Below are 21,517 nucleotides of genomic sequence, written 5' to 3' on the forward strand. Positions count from 1 at the left end.
CGGGGGTGGCTATCCTCCCTTTGTTTGGGGTGTGTCGCCCGCGGGGCGGGTATGCCCAGAACAAAGGGGCTACAAGGAGGCGCCGCGCAGATGGAGACGACGAGTCGGGTAGGGGCGCAGGGGGTCGGCACGTCCGGCGGGTCCGCCGTGGACGGGCAGGGAGTGCCACCCGACGGGCCCGGTTCCCGGCGCTCGGTCGACGGCTATCTCCTGGCGTCGTTCCCGTGGTACGGCCTGGACGAGGCCTACACCGGGCCGCGCTGGCTGATGCAGGTCGGCGCCGCCGCCGACGGCACCGTGGAGCACGGGGCCACGGGCCACGGCGCGGAACCCTCGCTGCGGATGGGGCGGATCGAGCACGACACGGGCACCCAGCGCTTCGCGGTCGTGGTGACCGTCGCCAGCCGCCCGGTGCGGCGCAGCGCCGACGGTACCGGCGTGCTGGAGGCCACCTCGGTCTCCTCGGCGGCCTGGCTCGCCGGTTCGGGGCTGCTGGCGTGCACCTGGCCCGCCCAGATGGAGCGTGCCCTGCGGCAGGACTGGCTGGACCAGCAGACGGCCCTCGCCTGGGAGCTGGCCGACCAGCTGGACGAGTCGCCGTGGTCGACGCTGTCCCTCCCGGTGGACGGGGTGCCGACCGACTTCCGCTACCGCGAGTCCGAGTACGGCTGGGTCCTCGCCGGTTCCACCGTGGATGGGCGCGGCGACAGCCACTCCAGTGGAGCCGGTGCTTGCACTGGGGGAGTCCACGTGGGCGCGTACGGGCGGGGGATGAGCGCGTACGGAATGGGCTTCTCGGTGATCAAGGACATCACCGCCTACGAGCACTGATCCGGCCACGAGCACTGATCCGGCCACGAGCACCGGCCCGGCCATGGGCCACGAGCACCGGCCCGGCCCATGGGTAAGGGGCGGCCTCCTAAGGAGGCCGCCCCTTACCCGGCGGGTGTCCCGCGTGCTCAGAACTTGTTGCGCGGCGTGATGCCGAGCGACATGCCCGACAGCCCGCGCTGCCGGCCGCCGAGCTTGCCCGCGATGGCGCGCAGCGCGCTGCCGGCAGGGGACTCCGGGTCGGTCAGGACGACCGGCTTGCCCTCGTCGCCGCCCTCGCGCAGCCGCACGTCGATGGGGATCGAGCCGAGCACCGGGACGTTCGTACCCGTGGTCCTCGTCAGGCCGTCGGCGACCTTCTGGCCGCCGCCCGTGCCGAAGACGTCGACCATCTCGTCGCAGTGCGGGCACGGCAGCCCGGACATGTTCTCCACGACGCCGACGATCTTCTGGTGGGTCTGCACCGCGATCGAACCGGCGCGCTCGGCGACCTCGGCGGCGGCCTGCTGAGGGGTCGTCACCACCAGGATCTCGGCGTTCGGCACCAACTGCGCCACGGAGATGGCGATGTCGCCGGTGCCCGGCGGCAGGTCCAGCAGCAGCACGTCCAGGTCGCCCCAGTAGACGTCCGCGAGGAACTGCTGCAGCGCACGGTGCAGCATCGGGCCGCGCCACACCACGGGGGCGTTGCCCGGGGTGAACATCCCGATGGAGATGACCTTCACGCCGTGCGCCGACGGCGGCATGATCATGTTCTCGACCTGGGTGGGCCGGCCGTCCGCGCCCAGCATGCGGGGCACCGAGTGGCCGTAGATGTCCGCGTCGACGACGCCGACCTTCAGGCCGTCGGCCGCCATGGCCGCCGCCAGGTTGACCGTCACCGACGACTTGCCGACGCCGCCCTTGCCGGAGGCGACGGCGTAGACGCGCGTCAGCGAGCCCGGCTTGGCGAACGGCACCTCGCGCTCGGTCTGCCCGCCGCGCAGCGAGGACGCCAGCTCGCGCCGCTGCTCGTCGCTCATCACGTCGAGCTCGACACTGACACCGGTGACGCCCTCGACGGCCGAGACCGCCTCGCTCACCCGGCTGATGATCGTCTCCCGCATGGGGCAGCCGGAGACTGTCAGATAGACCGCTACAGCGACCGAACCGTCCGCCGCGATCTCCACCGATTTGACCATCCCGAGGTCGGTGATGGGTCGGTGGATCTCGGGGTCGTTCACCGTCGCGAGCGCGTCACGGACCGCGTCCTCGCTCGGAGACGTTCCGTTCGTATCGGTAGCCATATGGAGATGGTACGGCGCGGGAGGGGGCCTCCGGAAAGGCCCGTCAACGGTCGCGTTCCTCACTCTCCTCCGGGAATACCCGGCGCTGTTCCAGATCCTTGACGAGTTCCTGGAACTCCGAGCGGATCCAGTCCCGCGTCGCGACCTCGCCGAGGCCCATGCGCAGCGCCGCGATCTCCCTCGTCAGGTACTCGGTGTCCGCGATCGAGCGCTCGTTCTGCTTGCGGTCCTGTTCGAGGTTGACCCGGTCGCGGTCGTCCTGCCGGTTCTGTGCCAGCAGGATCAGCGGCGCCGCGTAGGAGGCCTGCAGCGACAGCATCAGGGTCAGGAAGATGAACGGATAGTTGTCGAACCGCAGGTGCCCGGGGACGGTGGTGTTCCACACCACCCAGATGATGATGACGACCGTCATCCAGACGATGAACCGCCCGGTGCCCAGGAAGCGGGCGATCCGTTCCGAGGTCCGCCCGAACGCCTCGGGGTCGTACTCGGGCAGCCAGCCGCGCCGCCTGACGAGCGGCAGGTCCAGCCGTACGCGGGGCGGCGGATGCGGCCGGTCGTGGGCGGCCGCGCGTTCGGCGGCCCGCTCGCGCAGCTCGTTGCGTTCGACGCGCTCAGCCCCGCCCATCGGCCGCCTCCGGCAGGTCGCTCATGCCGAGCGCGCCCTGGAGCAGCTCGGTCTCCCGCCAGTCGTCGGGCAGCAGGTGGTCCAGCACGTCGTCGACGGTCACCGCGCCGAGCAGCGAGCCGCTGTCGTCCACCACGGGCGCGGCGACCATGTTGTACGTCGCCAGGTAGCTGGTGACGGCCGGCAGCGGGGTGTCCGGCGGCAGCGGGCGCAGATCGGTGTCGGTGATCGAGCCGACGAGCGCGAAGGGCGGGTCGCGCAGCAGCCGCTGGAAGTGCACGGTGCCCAGGTACTTGCCCGTCGGGGTCTCGTCCGGCGGACGGCAGACGTAGACCTGCGCGGCCAGGGCGGGGGAGAGGTCGGGGTTGCGGACCCGGGCGAGGGCGTCGGCGACGGTAGCGTCGGGGCGCAGCACGATCGGCTCGGTGGTCATCAGGCCGCCGGCGGTCCGCTCCTCGTACGCCAGGAGCCGCCGCACGTCCGCCGCGTCGTCCGGCTGCATGAGGGTCAGCAGCCGCTCCTTCTCCTCCTCGGGCAGCTCGGAGAGGAGGTCGGCCGCGTCGTCGGGGTCCATGGCCTCCAGCACGTCCGCGGCGCGCTCCTCCTTCAGCTTGCCGAGGATCTCGATCTGGTCGTCGTCCGGCAGCTCTTCCAGGACGTCCGCGAGCCGGTCGTCGTCCAGGGCGGCCGCGACTTCCGCGCGCCGCTTGGGGGAGAGGTGGTGCAGGACGTTGGCGAGGTCGGCGGGGCGCAGCCGCTCGAAGGTGGCCAGGAGGTTCTCGGCGCCCTGGCCGTGCTCCTCCAGCGAGAAGCCGGTGACCGCCGACCACTCGACGGTCAGGGTCTCGCCCTTGCGGCGCAGGGCGCCGCCCTTGCCCCGGCGCACGAAGACCTTGTCGATCTCCCAGTCACGGCGGGCCGGCAGCTGGGTGATCGACACGTCCAGGACGGTGACCTCCTCGTCCTTGCCGGCCTCGTCCTTGCCGACGAGGCGCACCCGGCGGTCGAGCAGCTCGCCGAGGACCAGCGTCTCGGTCGGCCGCTGTTCGAAGCGCCGCATGTTGACCACGCCGGTGGTGATCACCTGGCCCGACTCCACGCCGGTGACGCGCGTCATGGGAATGAAGACCCGGCGGCGGCTGACGACCTCGACGACGAGCCCCAGGACGCGCGGCGGGCGGCCGCCCACGCGGAGCATCGCCACGACGTCGCGCACCCGCCCCACCTGGTCGCCGTTGGGGTCGAAGACGGCCACGCCCGAGAGGTGCGACACGAACACCCGGTAGGCGCCTGCTGCCATTGCCGAGCACCTCCTCATCGGCCGGGTGTCCGATTCAGGCTAACGTGACCGGCTTCGCCGGGCGCGGGAGAGACGGCCGTACGGACTCTTCGCGCATCCTGTACGGACTCACGGCTTCCGCTCCCGGGCGGCCCGGGTACGCTGCCGCCGTATCCCACCGGTAACAGGAGGCAGAGCAGAGGTGCGAACCCGTAACGCGGCTCTCGTGGGGACGCTGTGCGTCGGCCTGTCCGCGGTGCTCACTGCCTGCGGCGGTGGCGAGGACCCCGACGCGGGGACCAACGGCGTGGGCAAACTCGAGGCCACCGCCATCCAGGACAGGGCCCGCGCCGCCGCGCGGGGCGCGGAGACCGTCCACCTGTCCGGAAACGTCGTCAGCCAGGGGCGGACGTACCGCATCGACATGCGGCTGAAGAAGAACGGCGGGCGGGGGCAGGTCTCCTCCTCCAACGCCAGCGCGTTCGAGCTGCTGCGGGTGGGGGACGAGCTGTACCTCAAGGCTCCCGCCGGCTTCTGGGCCCGCGGGGCCACGCCCTCCCCCGCCGCGCCCACGGCGAAGGCGGACGCCGCGGCGGCGGCCGGCAAGCTCGACGACAAGTACGTCAAGGTGCCCGCCGACGACCCCTCGTACCAGCAGCTCAAGGGCTTCACGGACAAGGACGTCCTCCTCGACGGCCTCATCGGGCTGCACGGCACGCTCGCCCGCGGCGAGCACGGCGCGGTCGGCGGCGTCCGCACCATCCGCGTCACCGGCGCGAAGGGCGGCGGCGGCACGCTCGACGTCTCCCTCACCGGCACGCCCTATCCCCTGCGGGTGCAGCGCGCGGGCGGCGCGGGCCAGCTGGAGCTGGACAGCTGGGGCAAGGACTTCGCCCTCGCCGTCCCGGCGAAGGAGCAGACCGTGGACTACGGCAAACAGCTGCACATCCCCAGCGGGGGCTGAGCGCCTGCCGTGGCCGGGCGGTGCCTTTGCCCTGGCCGGGCGGTGCGGGGGGTTGGGCTCGGCCGTGGTCGTGTCCGCCGCTGCGGCGGGGGCGTGCGGTGTTGTGGGGGCTGCGGCCCCGGGGCGTTCCATGCGGGCCGGCCGGGCACCGCCGGGCTGCGCCGAGGTGGGTGCGCGCCGCAGCCGCGGCGTGGTCCGTCGCCCTTCCGCCGGTGGGGGCCGCGCTGTCCCGGTGCGCGGCCGGTTCGCCGCCGTCGGAAGGCCCTGGCTAGCGGCCCTTGCGGCCCCTGCGCAGGAGCTTGGGGAGCGCTGCCGGCATGGGGTGGCGGGTCGTCGCCGACGTGGGCAGGGGCGCCGCCGTCAGGGAGTCCGACGGGAGCTCCACCGTGGTGCCGGACGGCGACAGGCGCAGAACGCGGCAGTCCCGGGCCCAGCGGTCCTCCAGCCGCTCCGCGTCCGGCGCGTTCAGGCGCTTGGCCTTGAGCTCGGCCACGGCGGCCGTCCAGGCCTCGCCGCGCGCCGGGAGCTCGCTGACGTCCGCGGTCCAGGTGACGAGCCGCCCGCCCTTGTCCTTGCTGCGGACGGTGACGGTCGCCGTGCCGCCGTCCACCAGGCCCAGCGCCTCCACCGGCTGCTCGCCGGGGCCGCCGACGATGTGGGCGCCACCCTCGTGCCAGACGTGCCACAGCGCGCGGCTGGGCCCGGCCGGGCCCTGCACCCAGATGAGACCGGACTTCTTCGTGGCCTCTTCGATCAGCGCCTGCGTCATGGTCATGGGCTTACCTTAAAGGCCCCCTTCCAGTTACTGGGCGGGATACCCGGGCCTACGCTAGGGGAGTGAGTGCTGCCCATACGCGCCGTGAAGCGATACCGACCGCCCAAGCCGCGCGGAATGCCCGGGCCGCGCAGGCCCCCGACGCGACGGCGGCGCCCCCTTCCGCCCGTACGGAGCTGCTCCTGCTGGCGACGGCCGTCGCAGCCGTCTCCCTCTCCGCGCCGCTCATCGCGGCCACCGCCGCCCCCGCCCTGGCCATCGCCTTCTGGCGCAACGCCATGGCCGTCGGCGCGCTCACCCCCCTCGCCCTGCTGCGCCACCGCCACGAGCTGCGCGCCATCGGCCGCCGGGCGGCGCTGCTCGCCGTCGCCGCCGGGGCGCTGCTCGCCCTGCACTTCGGCGTATGGCTGCCGAGCCTGCACATGACCTCGGTCGCCTCCTCGACCGCACTGGTCACCACCACCCCCATCTGGACCACGCTGCTGCTGCGGCTGCGCGGCCACCGTCCGCCCGCGCTCGTGTGGGCGGGCACCGGGCTCGCCTTCCTCGGCGTGGTGATCCTGACGGGCGTCGACCTGTCCCTGTCCCCCCGCGCCCTGGCCGGGGACGCCCTCGCCCTCGCGGGCGGCATGGCGGCGGCCGGGTACGTCCTGCTGGGCGCGCAGGTGCGCCGGACGGTGGGCACCATCGCGTACTCCTACGTCTGCTACGCCACCACGACCGTGCTGCTCCTGGCCGTCTGCCTGGTCTCGGGCACCCCGCTCGGCGGCTACAGCGGTGAGGCCTGGCTCAAACTCGCCGTCCTGACGCTCACCGCGCAGCTGCTCGGCCACTCACTGATCAACAGGGTGGTCAAGGGCCTCGGCCCCTCCGTCACCTCCACGGCGATCCTGCTGGAGACGCCGGGCGCGGCACTGATCGCGGCGCTCTGGCTGGGCCAGCTGCCGCCGGCCGCGTCCTACCCCGCACTCGTCGTGATCATGGCGGGCCTGGTTCTCGTGATCATGGGTGACCGCAGGCGGGCGCCCGTCGTCCCGGAGACCGGGGTCTGAGGAAGGCTCGCTAGAGCCAGCCGTTCCGCTTGAAGCCCCGGTGGATCGTCACACAGATCGCGACCGTGACGGCCATGACCGCCGGGTAGCCGTACTTCCAGTGCAGCTCCGGCATGTGGTCGAAGTTCATGCCGTAGATCCCGGCGATCATCGTCGGGACGGCGAAGATGGCCGCCCACGAGGTGATCTTGCGCATGTCCTCGTTCTGGGCGACGGACGCCTGCGCGAGGTTGGCCTGGAGGATGGAGTTGAGCAGGTCGTCGAAGGAGACCACCTGCTCGTGCACGCGCGCGAGGTGGTCGGCGACGTCGCGGAAGTACTTCTGGATGTCGGGCTCGACCAGCCGCATCGGCCGCTCGCTCAGCAGCTGCATCGGCCGCATCAGTGGGGTGACCGCCCGCTTGAACTCCAGGACCTCGCGCTTGAGCTGGTAGATCCGGCCGGCGTCGCCACCGCGCCGGCTGCCCTTGCCGGGGTCGGAGAAGACATCGATCTCGACCTCGTCGATGTCGTCCTGCACGGCGTCGGCGACCGCTATGTAGCCGTCGACCACCTGGTCGGCGATGGCGTGCAGCACGGCCGAGGGGCCCTTGGAGAGCAGCTGGGGGTCGTCCTGGAGCCGGTGGCGCAGGGCGCGCAGCGAGCCCTGGCCGCCGTGCCGGACGGTGATGATGAAGTCCTGCCCGGTGAAGCACATCACCTCGCCGGTCTCCACGACCTCGCTGGTGGCGGTGAGTTCGGCGTGCTCGACGTAGTGGATGGTCTTGAAGACCGTGAAGAGCGTGTCGTCGTACCGCTCCAGCTTGGGCCGCTGGTGGGCGTGGATCGCGTCCTCCACCGCCAGCGGGTGCAGCCCGAACTCCCGGGCGATGCCGGTGAACTCGTGCTCCGCGGGCTCGTGCAGCCCGATCCAGGCGAAGCCGCCCTCGCTGCGCACCCGGCGCATGGCCTCGGCCGGGCTGACGTGGTCGCTCGCGCGCTTGCCGTCGCGGTAGACGGCGCAGTCCACGACGGCGCTGCTGGCGGAGGGATCGCGGGTGGGGTCGTAGCCACCGCCCTGGACGGGCACCCGGCGCAGGGCGGGGCGTACGGCGGCACGCAGGTCACGGATCATCGACATGGCTGGCTCCTTCACGGGCCGGCCGTCAACCGGTGCGCGCGGCGCAACGCTGCCTGAAACGAAGACGTGGTGGCCGGGGGCCGGGGTGCTGGCTACGTCCGCAAATCGGGCGGCGCTTCGTGCGGTGCGTACAGCTGACGGCAGTTCGCGGAGAACTTCGCAGAGAACACGGAACAAAGCGAGGGCAGGCGCTCTTCCGCCAAATGCTGCGGGCGTTGGAAGGACTTCCGGAAACGACGCCGGCAGGAGGGCCGGGCACGGAAGGCTTCAGGTCACGGGGTGACGCGCGTCCGGAGCGGGAAGACGGGAGAACTGTCGGTACTGCACGGTCGACTAGGATCCACCGCAGCCCCACCTCCTCCGGCCGGTCCCCGCTGGGGGACGAACGTAGCGCCATGACCAGAGGTCAAGGCGAACCAAGGCTAGCAGTAGCGCGACGCGTCAAGGCCCCGCTTTGCCTGTTCGATACGCGTTCTATGCTCACTGCATGTCAGACGTTCTCGCACGTGTCGAGGCCAGGCTGGTGATGGCACTCGGTGAGCCGGACGCGCGCGCCGCGGTGACCTTCCTCGGCACGGACCGGATCGAAGTCCTTCGCTTCCATGCCGCCGACGACGGCGCGGACGTCGTCCGCTACGCCACGCTCGGCATGTCCGCCCACCCGATGACCGACCCCACGGCCACCCTCGCCGACCCCTTGCGCGGCCCGCGCGCCGAGCTGCTCCTGACGGTCCGCGGCGGCCGGGCCGATACCGATCAGGTGCTCCGCCCGCTGGCGGTGCTCGCCGCCTCCCCGCAGGTCGAGGGCCTCGTCGTGGCGCCGGGCGCCTCGCTCGACACCGGTGAGCCGCTGTGGCCGGGCGCGCCCTTCACGTCCGTCCTCGTCGCGGAGCCCGGCGGCATCGTGGAGGACCTGGAGCTGGACGACCTCATGGACCCCGTCCGCTTCCTGCCCCTGCTGCCGATGACGCCCAACGAGGCCGCCTGGAAGCGCGTCCAGGGCGCGGCCGCGCTCCAGGAGCGCTGGCTGCGGCACGGCACGGACCTGCGCGACCCGCTGCGGGCCGGGGTGCCGCTCGGCTGATCCGCGCCCCGGCCGGGGCGGCGGGAAGGCCGGAACGGTGTGACGGCATCGACTCCGGACGGGTGATCGTCCTTGACGGGAGGGCGGCCTGGTAGGACCGTTGGAGGCTATGAGGGGCGAACCCAGTTGCCCGAAGTGCGGTGGCCGGGTGCGAGCGCCCGGTCTCTTCGCCGACTCCTGGCAGTGCGCTGTGCACGGCATGGTGCACCCTCTGCAGCCGGTCGTCCCGCCGAGTGTCGAGGCGCTGGCCGTCGTGGTGGGCCGGGCCCGGGTGCCGGTCTGGATGCCCTGGCCGCTGCCCGTCGGATGGCTCTTCACCGGTGTGACCTGCGCGGGCGACGACCGCAGCGGAGGGCGGGCGACGGCCGTCGCCTGCTCGGGGCCGAGCCCGCTGGGCGGCCCCGGTGAGCTGCTGCTGGTGGCGGAGGAGCTCGGCGTGGGCCTCGGCGCGCGCTACGCCGGCATCGACGGCCCCGACCCCGGCCGCAACCTCCGCATGGACCGCTCACCGCACGCCAAGGTGCACGCGGCCGGCCGCCCCACCCCCCTGTGGCACGTCGACAACGCGCCCGCCGACCGGGCCGTCTTCGCCGGCGAGGCCCGCGGGCTGTGGCTGTGGGCGGTCGTCTGGCCGGAGCACTCGGGCCTGCTGATGTACGACGAGCTGGTGCTCACCGACCTGCGCGACGCCGGAGCCGAGGTGGACCTGCTGCCCTGCGGAGCGCTCTCACCCCGCATCCTCTCGCCCTGACCCCGGCCTCTCCCACGCCGACCGGTCGTACGTACTGCCGGGTGCGGGGCGCCCGCGGGGCTCGGCCGACGGCGATCGTTGAAACGACAGTTATCCTGAAGCGGTCCTGCCCGTTCCACTCGCCGTTGGGAGCCGTGTCGTCGTGCGTATCGACCTGCACACCCACTCCACGGCGTCGGACGGTACGGACACCCCCGCCGAGCTGGTCCGCAACGCGGCCGCCGCCGGGCTGGACGTCGTCGCCCTGACCGATCACGACGGCGTCGGCGGCCACGCCGAGGCCATCGCGGCCCTGGCCGGCCTCGACCGTCCCCTGACCCTCGTCACCGGCGCCGAGCTGTCGTGCCGCCTCGACGGCGGGAACGGCATGAGCCTGCACATGCTGGCCTACCTCTTCGACCCGGCGGAACCCGAGTTCGCGCGCGAGCGCGAGCTGGTGCGCGACGACCGCGAACCGCGCGCCCGGGCCATGGTCGCCAAACTCAACGCGCTCGGCGTCCCGGTCGCGTGGGAGCGCGTGGCGCAGCTCGCCGCGGGCGGGGCCGTGGGACGCCCGCACGTGGCCAGTGCCATGGTCGAGCTCGGCGTGATCGACAGCGTCTCCGACGCCTTCACCCCCGAGTGGCTCGGCAGTGGCGGCCGGGCGTACGCCGAGAAGCACGAACTCGACCCCTTCGAGGCGGTCCGCCTGGTCAAGGCCGCCGGTGGGGTCACGGTCCTCGCGCACCCGATGGCGCTCAAGCGGGGCCACTGTGTGCCCGAGAGCGCGATAGCCGAGCTGGCCTCGGCCGGACTGGACGGCATCGAGGTGGACCACATGGACCACGACGCCCCCACCCGGGCCCGGCTGCGCGGCCTCGCCGCCGAGCTCGGCCTGCTGACCACCGGCTCCAGCGACTACCACGGCAGCCGTAAGACCTGCCGGCTCGGCGAGTTCACGACCGACCCGGAGATCTACGGCGAGATCACCCGCCGCGCAACGGGCGCGTTCCCCGTCCCGGGCGCCGGCGGCTGACCGCCCCTCACCCCGCGCCCGTGCGTGTGTCCACGTGCGGGTGACGGTGTTCGTACGCCCTCGTCGCCGTCTTCGCGGACCGCGCGCGGGCCGGCCGTACGAGGCCACTCCCTCTCCCGTGCAGTCCTTCGCTTCCCCGCTCCTGCTCGCACCACTCCCGCAAGGCCCTCACTGTGTTCGACATCGCTGTCTTCGGCTCCCTCTTCCTCACCCTTTTTGTGATCATGGATCCCCCCGGGATCACGCCGATCTTCCTCGCCCTCACCTCGGGCCGCCCCGCCAAGGTCCAGCGGCGGATGGCCTGGCAGGCCGCGGCGGTCGCCTTCGGTGTGATCGCCGTATTCGGCATCTGCGGCCAGCAGATCCTGGACTACCTGCACATCACCACGCCCGCCCTGATGATCGCGGGAGGACTGCTCCTGCTGCTCATCGCGCTCGACCTGCTGACGGGCAAGTCGGAGGAGCCCACCCAGACCAAGGACGTCAACGTCGCGCTCGTGCCGCTCGGCATGCCGCTGCTGGCCGGGCCCGGTGCGATCGTCTCGGTGATCCTCGCGGTGCAGCACGCACAGTCCTTCGCCTCTCAGGTGTCGGTGTGGGCGGCCATCGCGGCGATGCACGTGGTGCTGTGGCTGGTGATGCGGTACTCGCTGCTGATCATCCGGGTGATCAAGGACGGTGGCGTGGTGCTGGTGACGCGGCTCGCCGGCATGATGCTCTCCGCGCTGGCCGTGCAGCAGATCATCAACGGCATCACCCAGGTGATCTCCAGTCACTGATCCCCGACGCGGAACACCCCCGTACGGTTGTCCGTACGGGGGTGTTCCGTCCGCGGGGCCACGCGTGAGCGTTACCGGACCGCGGAGTGGGCCGGGCGGATGTAGATGCGCTGGCCGATCGAGGCGGCCTGCTGCACGATCCGGTTGACGGAGGCGGCGTCCACGACGGTGCTGTCGACGGCCGTACCGTCGACGTCGTCCAGGCGCATGATCTCGAAGCGCAAGGCTTCTCCCTTCGTCTGATCCTCCTGAGGAGAACTATGAACACTGACGCGCGCGGCGACGATGCTGCGCGCGTTGCATATGTGTCCAACGAGGGCAGTGTGGAAAACATTCCCTACGCTAAAGAAATTTTTAACATGACTAACCACTGACGCTGGTGAGACCTGTATGAGCGACGTGAACCATCCCTCCGGCGGCCCCCGGCCCCCCGGCCTCGGCGAGATCGCCGCCGGCATCGAACGCACCAATGAGCTGCTCACCCGCGTGCTGGCCGAGGTCGCGACCACCCCCTCCACCCACGCGGTCTTCGTGGACGCCGGCTACGCCTACGCCGCCGCCGGCCGCCTCGTCGCCGGCACCGAGGACCGGCGGGCCTTCGGCCTCGACGCGGAGGGGCTGATCGAGGCATTCATCGACAAGGCCCGCACGATCTTCCCCGACAGCCGGCTGCTGCGCGTCTACTGGTACGACGGCGCCCGCCGCCGCATCCACACCACCGAACAGCAGAGCATCGCCGAGCTCCCCGACGTCAAGGTCCGCCTCGGCAACCTCAACGCCAACAACCAGCAGAAGGGCGTCGACTCCCTCATCCGCACCGACCTCGAATCCCTCGCCCGGCACCGCGCGATCAGCGACGCGGTACTCATCGGCGGCGACGAGGACCTCGTCTCGGCGGTCGAGGCGGCACAGGGCTACGGCGCCCGCGTCCACCTGTGGGGCATCGAGGCCGTCGACGGCCGCAACCAGGCCGAGCCACTGCTGTGGGAGGTCGACAGCCAGCGCACGTTCGACCTCGAATTCTGCCGGCCCTACGTGACGCGGCGCAGCGTCTACGAGCCCTTCGGCGAGGCCCCGGCCCGGCCCGGCCCCGCCCCCTCCCGCGGCGACGTGCGCTTCGTCGGTGCCCAGGTCGCGGCGCAGTGGCTGGGTTCGCGCGGCCGCGCCCCGCTCGCTGAACTGCTGCCCGGGCACCCCTACCTGCCCGGCACCGTCGACCAGGAGCTGCTCGTGGAGGCCGAGGCGCTGCTCGGGCTGTCGCTGCGCGGCCACGCCGACCTGCGGCGCGCCCTGCGCGACGGCTTCTGGGACCATCTGCGCACCCAGTACTGACCGTGGCACGCGCCCGGACGCGCGAGCCGACCGGGTTGTACGCGGGACGAACCGGGCGCGTCACGCGCGCGCCGGAATGCGCGCGCGGGACGCGAGTGGAACCCTGGCAGGGGGGTGGCAGCGGCGCGGCCGGACAGCCTCCGCCGCCGCGTACGACCTCCGCGGGAACCGCAGCACTCCGGAACAGAAACGAGGCGATCGGCCATGTCGGCCACTGACCGCACGGTGGGGCTGGGACAGCCCTGCTGGGTGAGCCTGCTGACCGCGGACCTCGCCGCCGCGAAGGACTTCTACGGCGCGGTGCTGGGCTGGAGGTTCCGCACCGGCTCGTTCGGCGAGGGCTTCGTCGTGGCGATCTCCGACGGGAAACCCGTCGCCGGCCTCTCCGACGCCGCACGCCGCATGGGCATGGCTGTCTCCTGGACCTCCTACTTCGCCGTCGCCGAAGCCGACACGGTGGCATCACGGGTCCGCGAGCGCGGCGGTACGGTCGCCGTCGGCCCGCTCGCGGTGGGCGACGGCCGCGTCGTGCTGGCCGCGGACCCGGCCGGAGCCGTGTTCGGCTTCTGGGAGGGCAAGAACCTGCCGGGCTGGCGCATCGGCAGCGGCGGCGCGCCGGCGTGGCTGGAGCTGCGCACCCGGGACGCCTTCGCTGCGGCCATGTTCTACGGTGAGATCTTCGACTGGGCCGTCGACCGCCCGGACCGCCTGGAGGTCCGCTACGAGGACGACGCGGTGACGGTCCGCTCGGGTGAGCGCACGGTCGCCTGCCTGCGCGGCGGCGCCGTCGAGGCCGACCCCGACCCGCGGATCCGGCCGCGCTGGCACGTGTTCTTCCGCGTGGACGACGTAGAGAAGGCCGTGGAAGCGGCCCTCGCCGCGGGAGGCGCGGTCGTCTCCGAGCCCACCCACTCACGGGTGGGGAGCGAGGCGACGCTGCGGGACCGCGAGGGCGGACTGTTCACGGTGACCGTGAAGCCGGGCTGCTAGAACCGGCCGGCCGCGGGGCCGGGCCGGGCCGTCAGGCCAGGTCCCAGAAGCGGATGAGGGCCTCCGCCGTCGCGGCGGGCCGCTCGGCGTTGGGGGAGTGGCCCGCACCCTGGACGACCGTGCGCCGCGCCGACAGCTTCTCGGCCATGGCGTCGATCTCCGGCACCGGCCAGGCGTAGTCGAGCGCCCCCGAGACGACGTGCTTGGGCAGCTCCACCTTCGCCAGCTCTGCGGTGCGGTCCGGCTCATCGGTCAACTGCCGCCCGGTCGCCATCAGTTGTTCGGGCACTGTGCCGAGCCAGCGGCGGTGCAAGAACTCCGCGAGCGCCGGGGAGGTGTCGACGGCGGTCGCGTTCGCCGTGCTTTCGATGTTCTCGCGCTGCATCTCCTGCCAGACGCTCTCCATGTCCAGCACACCCAGGGCCTGGATCAGGCGCAGCGTACGGGCCTGCTGCGACGCGGAGATCGCGGCAGGCCCGCTGCTCATCACCGTCAGCGAGCGGAACGGTGACGGATCGGCGAGCACGGCGGCCCGCGCGATCAGCCCGCCCAGGGAGTGCCCGAGCAGATGCACGCCACCCCCCGTGCCACCGTTGAGAGCGGCCGCCTGCGCGAGAACATCCTGCGCCAACTCGCCCTGGGCATAGGCGAATACATCACGGGGCCCCGGGCTCTCGTGCTGTCCGCGCCCGTCCACGGCCACGGCCCGGTACCCGGCCGCCGCCAGCGGCTCCAGCAGCGCGACGAAGTCCTCCTTGCTGCCCGTGAACCCCGGCACGAGCAGCGCCGTGCCGCGCGGCTCGGCCGCGGGCCGGGCGTCGTGCACGGCGAACTCCCCGCGCCGGGTGGTGAGGCGGTACGCGCGTGCGCACGCGGGCAAGGTGAGGAACGGCGGCCTGCTCATGCCACGAGGCTAACGCGACGTCCGATCACCGCCGGAACCGCGGGCCCGTACGGACGACGATCGGGCCATGACGCACATGAACACGCTTCAGGGCAAGGCCGCACTGGTCACCGGCGGCAGCAGGGGCATCGGCGAGGCGGTCGTCCTCCGGCTCGCACGGGAGGGCGCGGACGTCGCCCTCACCTACCGGACGAACGAGGCACGGGCGGCGGACGTCGTCGCCCGGGTGAAGGAGCTCGGCGGCCGCGCCCTGGCCGTACGGGCCGACGCGGCGGAAGCCGAGGCGGTACGGGCCGCGGTGGCCGGGGCGGCCGCGGAGTTCGGACGGCTGGACATCCTGGTCAACAACGCGGGTACGGGCGTGCTCGGGCCGATGGAGGAGCTGTCCCTGGAGGACGTCGACCGCGTCCTCGCGGTCAACGTCCGGGCGCCCTTCCTCGCGGCCCAGGCCGCGCTGCCCCACCTGAGCGAGGGCGGCCGCATCATCACGATCGGCAGCTGCATGGCCGAACGCGCCGCCTTCCCCGGCGGCACGCTCTACGCCACCAGCAAGACGGCCCTCACCGGCCTGACGAAGTCCCTCGCCCGGGAACTCGGCCCCCGGGGCATCACCGCCAACCTCCTCCACCCCGGCCCCGTCGACACGGACATGAACCCGGCCGACGGACCGGCCGCCGGGACGCAGAGCGGCCTGACCGCGCTCGGCCGCTACGGCCGCCCGGCGGAGGTGGCCGACACGGTGGCCCACCTGGCGGGCCCGTCGGGCGCGTACATCACGGGCGCGTCCATCGCGGTGGACGGCGGCTTCGCGGCGTGATCCACCGCCGGCCCCGACGGGCCGGGTACGCCGACGGCCGGCCACCCCGCAGGGGGTGACCGGCCGTCGCGTATGCGGTGCGGTGCCCGGGTTACGCCTCGGCCTTCTTGACCGTGCGCGTGCGCTTCGGCTTGGCCTCGGCCTCCGCCACCTCGGCGGTGGCGGCCTTGGCACGCGTGCGCTTCGGCTTCGCCTCCGGCTCGGCCTCGACGGCCACGGCCTTCTTGGCGGTGCGGGTGCGCTTCGGCTTCGCCTCAGCAGCCTCGGGGGCCTCGGGGGCGGCCACGGCCTTCTTGGCCCGCGTGCGCTTGGGCTTGACCTCAGCGGCCTCGGCGACCTCGGCGACCTCGGCCGTCTCCACGGCCTTCTTGGCGCGGGTGCGCTTGGGCTTGGCTTCGGCGGCTTCGGCGGTGTCGGCGGCGGCTTCGGCCTTGGCGGCGGCGGCCTTCGTCGTGCGGGTCCGCTTCGGCTTGGCCTCGGCGGTCTTGACGATCTCGGCGGCCTCGGCCGTCTCCACGGCCTTCTTGGCGCGGGTGCGCTTGGGCTTGGCCTCGGCTGTCTCCGCGGTGTCGATGGCGGCTTCGGCCTTGGCGGCGGCGGCCTTCGTCGTGCGGGTCCGCTTCGGCTTGACCTCAGCGGCTGCGGCGACCTCGGCGACCTCGGCGACCTCGGTCACGGTGGCCACGGCCTTCTTGGCGCGGGTGCGCTTGGGCTTGACCTCAGCGGCCTCGGCGACCTCAGCGACCTCGGCCGTCTCGACGGCCTTCTTGGCGCGGGTGCGCTTCGGCTTGACCTCGGCGGCTGCGGCGACCTCGGCGACCTCGGCGACCTCGGCGACCTCGGTCACGGTGGCCACGGCCTTCTTGGCGGTGCGGGTGCGCTTCGGCTTCGCCTCGGCCGCCTCCACGACGTCGACGGCCTCGGCCGTCTCCACAGCGCTCTCCGCCACGCGGGCGGCCGGCACGGACGCCGTTACGGCCTCAGCAGCCTCGATGACCTCGGTGCCGGTCACGGCCGCCATGGGCGCCGCCTGCGCCGCGCCACGGGTGCGGCGCCGCCTCGACCGGGCCGGAGCCTCCGGCTCCGCCGCCGGGGCCGATGCGGCCGGCGCCTGCTCGGTCACGGGCGTCGTCGCGGCCACGGCCGGAGCCGAGCCCGCACCGCTGCGCGTACGGCGGCGACGGCGCGGCCGTGCCGGCGTCTCCGGAGCTCCGGACGCGGGGGCGGCCGTCTCGCCGGAACCGGCGACCGGAGTGCCCTCCACGGCCGAGACCGGCGCGCCGTTGCGCGTACGGCGGCGCTGGCGCGGGGTACGGGCCGGGCGCTCCTCCTGGACGCGCTCACGGTCACGGTCACGGTCGCGCTCACGGCCGCGGCCGCCGTCACGGCCGCGCCCGCGGCCACCCGGCTCGCCGAGGTCCTCGAGGACCTCGGCGTCGAGCCCGGCCAGGGTCCGCTCGGCGCGGGGCAGGATGCCCTTCGTGCCGGCGGGGATGCCCAGCGCCTCGTACAGGTGCGGGGACGTGGAGTACGTCTCCTCCGGCTCGTCGAAGGGCAGTTCCAGCGCCTTGTTGATGAGCTTCCAGCGCGGGATGTCGTCCCAGTCGACCAGGGTGATGGCCGTGCCCGCCTTGCCCGCGCGGCCGGTGCGGCCGGTGCGGTGCAGGTAGGTCTTCTCGTCCTCGGGGGTCTGGTAGTTGATGACGTGCGTGACGTCGTCCACATCGATGCCGCGCGCGGCGACGTCCGTGCAGACCAGGACGTCGACCTTGCCGTTACGGAAGGCGCGCAGCGCCTGCTCGCGGGCGCCCTGGCCGAGGTCGCCGTGGACCGCGCCGGCGGCGAAGCCGCGGCGGAGGAGCTGGTCGGCGATGTCCGCGGCGGTCCGCTTCGTGCGGCAGAAGATCATCGCGCGGTTGCGGCCCTCGGCCTGCAGGATGCGGGCGACCATCTCCGGCTTGTCCATGTTGTGGGCGCGGAAGATGTGCTGGGCGATGTTGGCGTGGGTCTGGCCCTCGTCGTCCGGCGAGGTGGCGCGGATGTGCGTGGGCTGCGACATGTAGCGGCGCGCGAGCGAGATGACGGCGCCCGGCATGGTGGCCGAGAACAGCATCGTCTGCCGCTTGGCCGGCAGCATCGTGATGATGCGCTCGACGTCGGGCAGGAAGCCCAGGTCCAGCATCTCGTCGGCCTCGTCCAGGACGAGCGCCTTGACGTGCGCCAGGCTGAGCTTCTTCTGGCCGGCGAGGTCGAGCAGACGGCCGGGCGTGCCGACGATCACGTCGACGCCCTTCTTGAGCGCCTCGACCTGGGGCTCGTAGGCGCGACCGCCGTAAATGGCCTGGACCCGCACGTTGCGGACCTTGCCGGCGGTCAGGAGGTCGTTGGTGACCTGCTGGCAGAGCTCACGGGTGGGCACCACGATGAGGGCCTGCGCGGCGTCGGTCAGCTGCTCGGGCTTCGCCCGGCCGGCCTCGACGTCCGCGGGGACGACGACGCGCTCCAGCAGGGGCAGGCCGAAGCCCAGCGTCTTGCCGGTGCCGGTCTTGGCCTGGCCGATGACGTCGGAGCCCGAGAGGGCGACGGGGAGCGTCATCTCCTGGATGGGGAACGGATTCACGATGCCGACAGCTTCGAGCGCTTCGGCGGTTTCGGACAGAATCCCAAGGTCTCGGAAAGTGGACAGAATCTTGCCTCTTCTGTGAGACGCGGCGCGAGCGGCGAAGGGGGTCGTACGAAGGGAACGTACGGACCGCGCCGGTAGGGAGCCGGTTGCCAGAAGCATCCGGTTGGCGCGGGACCACTGCCTTCACTCGAGCGCACGTGCCGCGAGCGGATCCCTCCTGGTGTGCGTACGTCCCGTACGTACCGCGCGGAGGGCGGTCGGTTTTGTGGAAGCCGATCGGGCCACCGACCGGGCATCCGCTGCAGTCCTGAAGACAGGCCTCCAGAAGACACAGCATGAGTTCGGCCCGCCGAATACTCGGCTGGCCTATTAGCACTGTACCCCGGAAAGGCGCATGTGTGTCCGGACAATCCTGTGTCCGGATCAGGATGAACTGTCTGACCAGGGGGTTCGTCCTGTCGCACAGCGGGCTATCGTTCGCTGCATGGAGACGTCCGACACGCCAGAGAACGCCATCGAGCCCGGCACCCCCGACGCCGGGCAGCAGACCGGGATCGCCGCCCAGGACTGGGCCCAGGCCTCCGCCGACCCGCAGTACCGGGCGGCCGTCGTGGACCTGCTCGGTGCCCTCGCCTACGGCGAGCTGGCCGCCTTCGAGCGGCTCGCCGAGGATGCCAAGCTGGCACCGACGCTGGACGACAAGGCGGCCCTGGCCAAGATGGCCGCGGCCGAGTTCCAGCACTTCCAGCGGCTGCGGGACAGGCTGGAGGCCGTGGACGCGCCGCCGACCGCCGCGATGGAGCCCTTCGCGGCCGCGCTGGACGAGTTCCACCGCCAGACCGCGCCCTCGGACTGGCTCGAGGGCCTGGTCAAGGCGTATGTGGGCGACTCGATCGCCAGTGACTTCTACCGCGAGGTCGCGGCCCGCCTGGACTCCGACACCCGGGCGCTGGTGCTGACCGTCCTCGACGACACCGGGCACGCCTCGTTCGCGGTCGAGAAGGTGCGCGCCGCGATCGAGGCCGATCCGCGCGTGGGCGGGCGGCTCGCGCTGTGGGCGCGCCGGCTGATGGGGGAGGCGCTTTCGCAGGCGCAGCGCGTGGTCGCCGACCGTGACGCACTGTCGACGATGCTGGTGGGCGGCGTGGCCGGTGGCTTCGACCTCGCGGAGGTCGGAAAGATGTTCTCCCGGATCACCGAGGCGCACACCAAGCGGATGGCCGCGCTGGGCCTGGCCGCCTGACGCGGTCGCGACACCGCGCAGCACTGCCGGATCCGGATTCCTGCGGGCCCGCCGCCTCAAGCCGTGGCTGATCGGCGGGCCCGGCCGGCGGGGCGCAGCAGCAGGGAGAGCAGCGCGACGGCCACGCCGAGGGACACCGCCAGCGTGGCGACGGCGTGCCCGGGTCCCAGCACCGAGTGGGCCAGCAGCGCGCCGAACAGTGCGGCGACCGGTCCGGTCGACAGGGTGAGGACCCGCGAGCGGAACTGTCCGTAGCGCGTGGGAAGCCAGCGCAGGGCTCCGTAGGAGACGGCGAGGCCGATGAGGACCGAGCCGAGCGCTTCCCAGAGGATCATGCTCATTCCCTCCCGTGAGGTGGCCGAGAAGCAGGGGGTGCAAATCGGTCGTAGCGGTCTTACCCCATGACCGCTTCGAGCAACCCTCGTCGCCGATCCCGGTGTCACCTACGACAGTCACATACGAACAGCGCCTACGACAACGGCGGGGCCACGGTGAATTCCACACCGTTGCCCCGCCGTTCATGTCCGGCCGGAGCCGGACATGTCAGGATCATCGCGCGATCACATCGCGCCGAATCCGACCTTGCGGACGGTCGGCTCGCCGATCTCCACGTACGCCAGCCGGTCGGCCGGGATCAGCACCTTGCGGCCGCGGTCGTCCTCCAGGCTCAGCAGCTGAGCCTTGCCGGCGAGCGCCTCGGCCACCGCGCGCTCCACTTCCTCGGCAGCCAGCCCGCTCTCCAGAACGATCTCGCGGGGCGCGTGCTGCACGCCGATCTTGACCTCCACGGTCTGTCCCTCCGAAGGTGTGCGGTCCCCGTGGCGTAGCCCAGGGGAGGGGTGCGCGGCCAGCCGCGCCGTACGTTCCACACATTAGCCCGGTACGGGGGCGAGCCGGGCCCGGCCCCGCACGCTCGCAGCGAACACACGCCACAGGGCATGACGCTCGGGGATCAGTGCTGCTCGGGTGCGACCTTCGGGAAGCCCGCGATGCCGCGCCAGGCCAGCGACGTCAGCAGCTGGACCGCCGTGTCGCGCGGGACCGCGCTCTCGCTGGAGAGCCAGTAGCGGGCGACCACCTGGGAGACGCCGCCCAGGCCCACGGCCAGCAGCATGGCCTCGTCCTTCGACAGGCCGGTGTCCTCGGCGACCACCTCGCTGATCGCGTCGGCGCACTCCAGCGAGACCCGCTCGACGCGCTCGCGCACGGCCGGCTCGTTGGTGAGGTCGGACTCGAAGACGAGGCGGAAGGCGCCGCCCTCCTCCTCCACGTACGCGAAGTAGGCGTCCATCGTGGCCGCCACGCGCAGCTTGTTCTCGGTGGTGGAGGCGAGCGCGGTGCGGACGGCCTGCAGCAGGTTCTCGCAGTGCTGGTCCAGCAGGGCCAGGTAGAGGTCGAGCTTGCCGGGGAAGTGCTGGTACAGGACCGGCTTGCTGACGCCCGCGCGCTCGGCGATGTCGTCCATCGCCGCCGCGTGGTACCCCTGGGCCACGAAGACCTCCTGGGCGGCGCCCAGGAGCTGGTTGCGTCGGGCTCGGCGCGGCAGGCGCGTGCCTCGCGGGCGCGCCTCGGTCTGCTCGATGGCTGTCACGCCGCCTCCCATGATTGTTCCGTGCACGGTGTGCACCGCCCGCCATCGTACTTTTGGGTAACCGGGCCGTGCGTGGTCGGAGCGGAGAATTTCACGGACCGGACGCTGTGGGAAGTCGACAAAGCCCCCAATCGGTACACGACGCCCAGCCGAGCCGGAACGCCGCGGCGGCGGCAGCCGTCCCCGCCCGGTTCAGCGGTAGTCGTCCTCGTCCAGTTCCACCACCCGCGCCTGCTCCGCGCGGTCGGCCTCGTTCGCCGTGTCCGGGTGGATGTCCGACTGGGGATCGTCGTGTCGCGGCGCGAGGTCCGCGTGCTGCTCGGCGGCGTCGGCCTCGGGGGCCTCGACGTCGATCTCCGTGGCATCCACCTCCTCCTCGAAGGTGTCCGGATCGGTCGGGTCGACAGGCATGCGGAATCCCTTTCCAGCATCCGAGAAGAGCGCCCTTGG

Annotated in this window: 23 protein-coding genes; 11 read left to right on the forward strand and 12 right to left on the reverse strand. The window is 72.5% G+C overall.

The annotated features are described in order from the left end of the window. Positions 1-90: 90 nt before the first annotated feature. The gene (locus tag AB0F13_RS02180; RefSeq protein ID WP_362073667.1) at positions 91-831 is read left to right on the forward strand and encodes a hypothetical protein; all 741 of its coding nucleotides are present in this window, start codon (positions 91-93) and stop codon (positions 829-831) included. 128 nt (positions 832-959) lie between these two features. On the opposite strand, the gene AB0F13_RS02185 is transcribed toward AB0F13_RS02180, so the two are convergent. Genes AB0F13_RS02185 through AB0F13_RS02195 form a run of 3 tightly spaced genes read right to left on the reverse strand, consistent with a single transcriptional unit; the run spans position 960 to position 4,045 of the window. After that, the gene (locus AB0F13_RS02185; protein ID WP_362073670.1) at positions 960-2,117 is read right to left on the reverse strand and encodes an Mrp/NBP35 family ATP-binding protein; all 1,158 of its coding nucleotides are present in this window, start codon (positions 2,115-2,117) and stop codon (positions 960-962) included. 43 nt (positions 2,118-2,160) lie between these two features. Beyond that, positions 2,161-2,745: a DUF1003 domain-containing protein gene (locus AB0F13_RS02190; RefSeq protein WP_362073673.1), complete on the reverse strand. Its 585-nt coding sequence runs from the start codon at positions 2,743-2,745 to the stop codon at positions 2,161-2,163. After that, entirely contained in the window at positions 2,732-4,045 is a 1,314-nt protein-coding gene (locus AB0F13_RS02195; RefSeq protein ID WP_362073676.1) for a CBS domain-containing protein, read from the reverse strand. Before AB0F13_RS02195 ends, AB0F13_RS02190 begins: the two co-directional genes overlap by 14 nt. A gap of 181 nt (positions 4,046-4,226) precedes the next feature. On the opposite strand from AB0F13_RS02195, the gene AB0F13_RS02200 reads away from it, so the two are divergent. Further along, positions 4,227-4,988: a hypothetical protein gene (locus tag AB0F13_RS02200; RefSeq protein WP_362073679.1), complete on the forward strand. Its 762-nt coding sequence runs from the start codon at positions 4,227-4,229 to the stop codon at positions 4,986-4,988. 268 nt (positions 4,989-5,256) lie between these two features. On the opposite strand, the gene AB0F13_RS02205 is transcribed toward AB0F13_RS02200, so the two are convergent. Next, the gene (locus AB0F13_RS02205; RefSeq protein WP_362073682.1) at positions 5,257-5,763 is read right to left on the reverse strand and encodes a hypothetical protein; all 507 of its coding nucleotides are present in this window, start codon (positions 5,761-5,763) and stop codon (positions 5,257-5,259) included. A 176-nt stretch (positions 5,764-5,939) separates the two neighbouring features. Between AB0F13_RS02205 and AB0F13_RS02210 the strand changes: the two genes are divergently transcribed. Then, a complete protein-coding gene (locus AB0F13_RS02210; protein WP_362074464.1) occupies positions 5,940-6,815 on the forward strand; it encodes a DMT family transporter in 876 nt (291 codons plus the stop codon). 10 nt (positions 6,816-6,825) lie between these two features. On the opposite strand, the gene AB0F13_RS02215 is transcribed toward AB0F13_RS02210, so the two are convergent. Continuing rightward, a complete protein-coding gene (locus AB0F13_RS02215; RefSeq protein ID WP_362073685.1) occupies positions 6,826-7,935 on the reverse strand; it encodes a magnesium and cobalt transport protein CorA in 1,110 nt (369 codons plus the stop codon). Positions 7,936-8,422: 487 nt separating this feature from the next. Here AB0F13_RS02215 and AB0F13_RS02220 point away from each other — a divergent pair, with 487 nt between their 5' ends. The 4 genes from AB0F13_RS02220 (at position 8,423) to AB0F13_RS02235 (ending at position 11,564) form a co-directional block, all read left to right on the forward strand. After that, positions 8,423-9,019: a suppressor of fused domain protein gene (locus AB0F13_RS02220; protein WP_362073688.1), complete on the forward strand. Its 597-nt coding sequence runs from the start codon at positions 8,423-8,425 to the stop codon at positions 9,017-9,019. A gap of 109 nt (positions 9,020-9,128) precedes the next feature. Then, positions 9,129-9,770: a DUF6758 family protein gene (locus AB0F13_RS02225; RefSeq protein WP_362073691.1), complete on the forward strand. Its 642-nt coding sequence runs from the start codon at positions 9,129-9,131 to the stop codon at positions 9,768-9,770. 142 nt (positions 9,771-9,912) lie between these two features. Then, the gene (locus AB0F13_RS02230) at positions 9,913-10,785 is read left to right on the forward strand and encodes a PHP domain-containing protein (RefSeq protein ID WP_362073694.1); all 873 of its coding nucleotides are present in this window, start codon (positions 9,913-9,915) and stop codon (positions 10,783-10,785) included. 173 nt (positions 10,786-10,958) lie between these two features. Next, positions 10,959-11,564 (forward strand): MarC family protein, encoded by a 606-nt coding sequence (locus tag AB0F13_RS02235; RefSeq protein ID WP_362073697.1) that lies wholly within the window; start codon positions 10,959-10,961, stop codon positions 11,562-11,564. A 71-nt stretch (positions 11,565-11,635) separates the two neighbouring features. On the opposite strand, the gene AB0F13_RS02240 is transcribed toward AB0F13_RS02235, so the two are convergent. Next, positions 11,636-11,788 (reverse strand): hypothetical protein, encoded by a 153-nt coding sequence (locus AB0F13_RS02240; RefSeq protein ID WP_362073700.1) that lies wholly within the window; start codon positions 11,786-11,788, stop codon positions 11,636-11,638. Positions 11,789-11,954: 166 nt separating this feature from the next. Here AB0F13_RS02240 and AB0F13_RS02245 point away from each other — a divergent pair, with 166 nt between their 5' ends. Together AB0F13_RS02245 and AB0F13_RS02250 are read left to right on the forward strand one after the other, a co-directional pair. Further along, positions 11,955-12,896 (forward strand): NYN domain-containing protein, encoded by a 942-nt coding sequence (locus AB0F13_RS02245; RefSeq protein WP_362073703.1) that lies wholly within the window; start codon positions 11,955-11,957, stop codon positions 12,894-12,896. Between the two features lie 204 nt (positions 12,897-13,100). Next, positions 13,101-13,886: a VOC family protein gene (locus AB0F13_RS02250; protein ID WP_362073706.1), complete on the forward strand. Its 786-nt coding sequence runs from the start codon at positions 13,101-13,103 to the stop codon at positions 13,884-13,886. 31 nt (positions 13,887-13,917) lie between these two features. Here AB0F13_RS02250 and AB0F13_RS02255 read toward each other — a convergent pair whose 3' ends face one another. Continuing rightward, on the reverse strand, positions 13,918-14,790 hold the full coding sequence (locus AB0F13_RS02255) for an alpha/beta fold hydrolase (protein WP_362073709.1): 873 nt from the start codon (positions 14,788-14,790) through the stop codon (positions 13,918-13,920). A 76-nt stretch (positions 14,791-14,866) separates the two neighbouring features. Between AB0F13_RS02255 and AB0F13_RS02260 the strand changes: the two genes are divergently transcribed. Beyond that, on the forward strand, positions 14,867-15,607 hold the full coding sequence (locus tag AB0F13_RS02260) for an SDR family oxidoreductase (RefSeq protein WP_362074467.1): 741 nt from the start codon (positions 14,867-14,869) through the stop codon (positions 15,605-15,607). Positions 15,608-15,698: 91 nt separating this feature from the next. On the opposite strand, the gene AB0F13_RS02265 is transcribed toward AB0F13_RS02260, so the two are convergent. After that, on the reverse strand, positions 15,699-18,203 hold the full coding sequence (locus AB0F13_RS02265; RefSeq protein ID WP_362074470.1) for a DEAD/DEAH box helicase: 2,505 nt from the start codon (positions 18,201-18,203) through the stop codon (positions 15,699-15,701). A 514-nt stretch (positions 18,204-18,717) separates the two neighbouring features. Here AB0F13_RS02265 and AB0F13_RS02270 point away from each other — a divergent pair. Continuing rightward, positions 18,718-19,476, forward strand: coding sequence for a ferritin-like fold-containing protein (locus AB0F13_RS02270; protein WP_362073712.1), 759 nt, complete (start codon positions 18,718-18,720; stop codon positions 19,474-19,476). Between the two features lie 56 nt (positions 19,477-19,532). Here the strand turns inward: AB0F13_RS02270 and AB0F13_RS02275 are convergent, their stop codons facing one another. The 4 genes from AB0F13_RS02275 to AB0F13_RS02290 all read right to left on the reverse strand — a co-directional run bounded on the left by AB0F13_RS02275 (position 19,533) and on the right by AB0F13_RS02290 (position 21,478). Continuing rightward, the gene (locus tag AB0F13_RS02275; protein ID WP_362073715.1) at positions 19,533-19,811 is read right to left on the reverse strand and encodes a hypothetical protein; all 279 of its coding nucleotides are present in this window, start codon (positions 19,809-19,811) and stop codon (positions 19,533-19,535) included. A gap of 225 nt (positions 19,812-20,036) precedes the next feature. Then, positions 20,037-20,264, reverse strand: a complete 228-nt coding sequence (locus AB0F13_RS02280) for a DUF3107 domain-containing protein (protein ID WP_362073718.1) — start codon at positions 20,262-20,264, stop codon at positions 20,037-20,039. A 164-nt stretch (positions 20,265-20,428) separates the two neighbouring features. Beyond that, a complete protein-coding gene (locus AB0F13_RS02285; RefSeq protein ID WP_362073721.1) occupies positions 20,429-21,067 on the reverse strand; it encodes a TetR/AcrR family transcriptional regulator in 639 nt (212 codons plus the stop codon). Between the two features lie 192 nt (positions 21,068-21,259). Beyond that, positions 21,260-21,478 (reverse strand): hypothetical protein, encoded by a 219-nt coding sequence (locus tag AB0F13_RS02290; RefSeq protein WP_362073724.1) that lies wholly within the window; start codon positions 21,476-21,478, stop codon positions 21,260-21,262. Positions 21,479-21,517: the final 39 nt, after the last annotated feature.

The sequence above is a fragment of the Streptomyces sp. NPDC026206 genome, assembly GCF_040638465.1.
Classification (GTDB): Bacteria; Actinomycetota; Actinomycetes; order Streptomycetales; family Streptomycetaceae; genus Streptomyces.

Bases quoted from the DNA above. Each gene is read 5' to 3' on its own strand.
- AB0F13_RS02180 (WP_362073667.1), top strand. From the start codon at position 91: ATGGAGACGACGAGTCGGGTAGGGGCGCAGGGGGTCGGCACGTCCGGC.
- AB0F13_RS02185 (WP_362073670.1), bottom strand. From the start codon at position 2,117: ATGGCTACCGATACGAACGGAACGTCTCCGAGCGAGGACGCGGTCCGT.
- AB0F13_RS02190 (WP_362073673.1), bottom strand. From the start codon at position 2,745: ATGGGCGGGGCTGAGCGCGTCGAACGCAACGAGCTGCGCGAGCGGGCC.
- AB0F13_RS02195 (WP_362073676.1), bottom strand. From the start codon at position 4,045: ATGGCAGCAGGCGCCTACCGGGTGTTCGTGTCGCACCTCTCGGGCGTG.
- AB0F13_RS02205 (WP_362073682.1), bottom strand. From the start codon at position 5,763: ATGACCATGACGCAGGCGCTGATCGAAGAGGCCACGAAGAAGTCCGGT.
- AB0F13_RS02215 (WP_362073685.1), bottom strand. From the start codon at position 7,935: ATGTCGATGATCCGTGACCTGCGTGCCGCCGTACGCCCCGCCCTGCGC.
- AB0F13_RS02220 (WP_362073688.1), top strand. From the start codon at position 8,423: ATGTCAGACGTTCTCGCACGTGTCGAGGCCAGGCTGGTGATGGCACTC.
- AB0F13_RS02225 (WP_362073691.1), top strand. From the start codon at position 9,129: ATGAGGGGCGAACCCAGTTGCCCGAAGTGCGGTGGCCGGGTGCGAGCG.
- AB0F13_RS02245 (WP_362073703.1), top strand. From the start codon at position 11,955: ATGAGCGACGTGAACCATCCCTCCGGCGGCCCCCGGCCCCCCGGCCTC.
- AB0F13_RS02250 (WP_362073706.1), top strand. From the start codon at position 13,101: ATGTCGGCCACTGACCGCACGGTGGGGCTGGGACAGCCCTGCTGGGTG.
- AB0F13_RS02255 (WP_362073709.1), bottom strand. From the start codon at position 14,790: ATGAGCAGGCCGCCGTTCCTCACCTTGCCCGCGTGCGCACGCGCGTAC.
- AB0F13_RS02260 (WP_362074467.1), top strand. From the start codon at position 14,867: ATGAACACGCTTCAGGGCAAGGCCGCACTGGTCACCGGCGGCAGCAGG.
- AB0F13_RS02265 (WP_362074470.1), bottom strand. From the start codon at position 18,203: ATGACGCTCCCCGTCGCCCTCTCGGGCTCCGACGTCATCGGCCAGGCC.
- AB0F13_RS02270 (WP_362073712.1), top strand. From the start codon at position 18,718: ATGGAGACGTCCGACACGCCAGAGAACGCCATCGAGCCCGGCACCCCC.
- AB0F13_RS02275 (WP_362073715.1), bottom strand. From the start codon at position 19,811: ATGATCCTCTGGGAAGCGCTCGGCTCGGTCCTCATCGGCCTCGCCGTC.
- AB0F13_RS02290 (WP_362073724.1), bottom strand. From the start codon at position 21,478: ATGCCTGTCGACCCGACCGATCCGGACACCTTCGAGGAGGAGGTGGAT.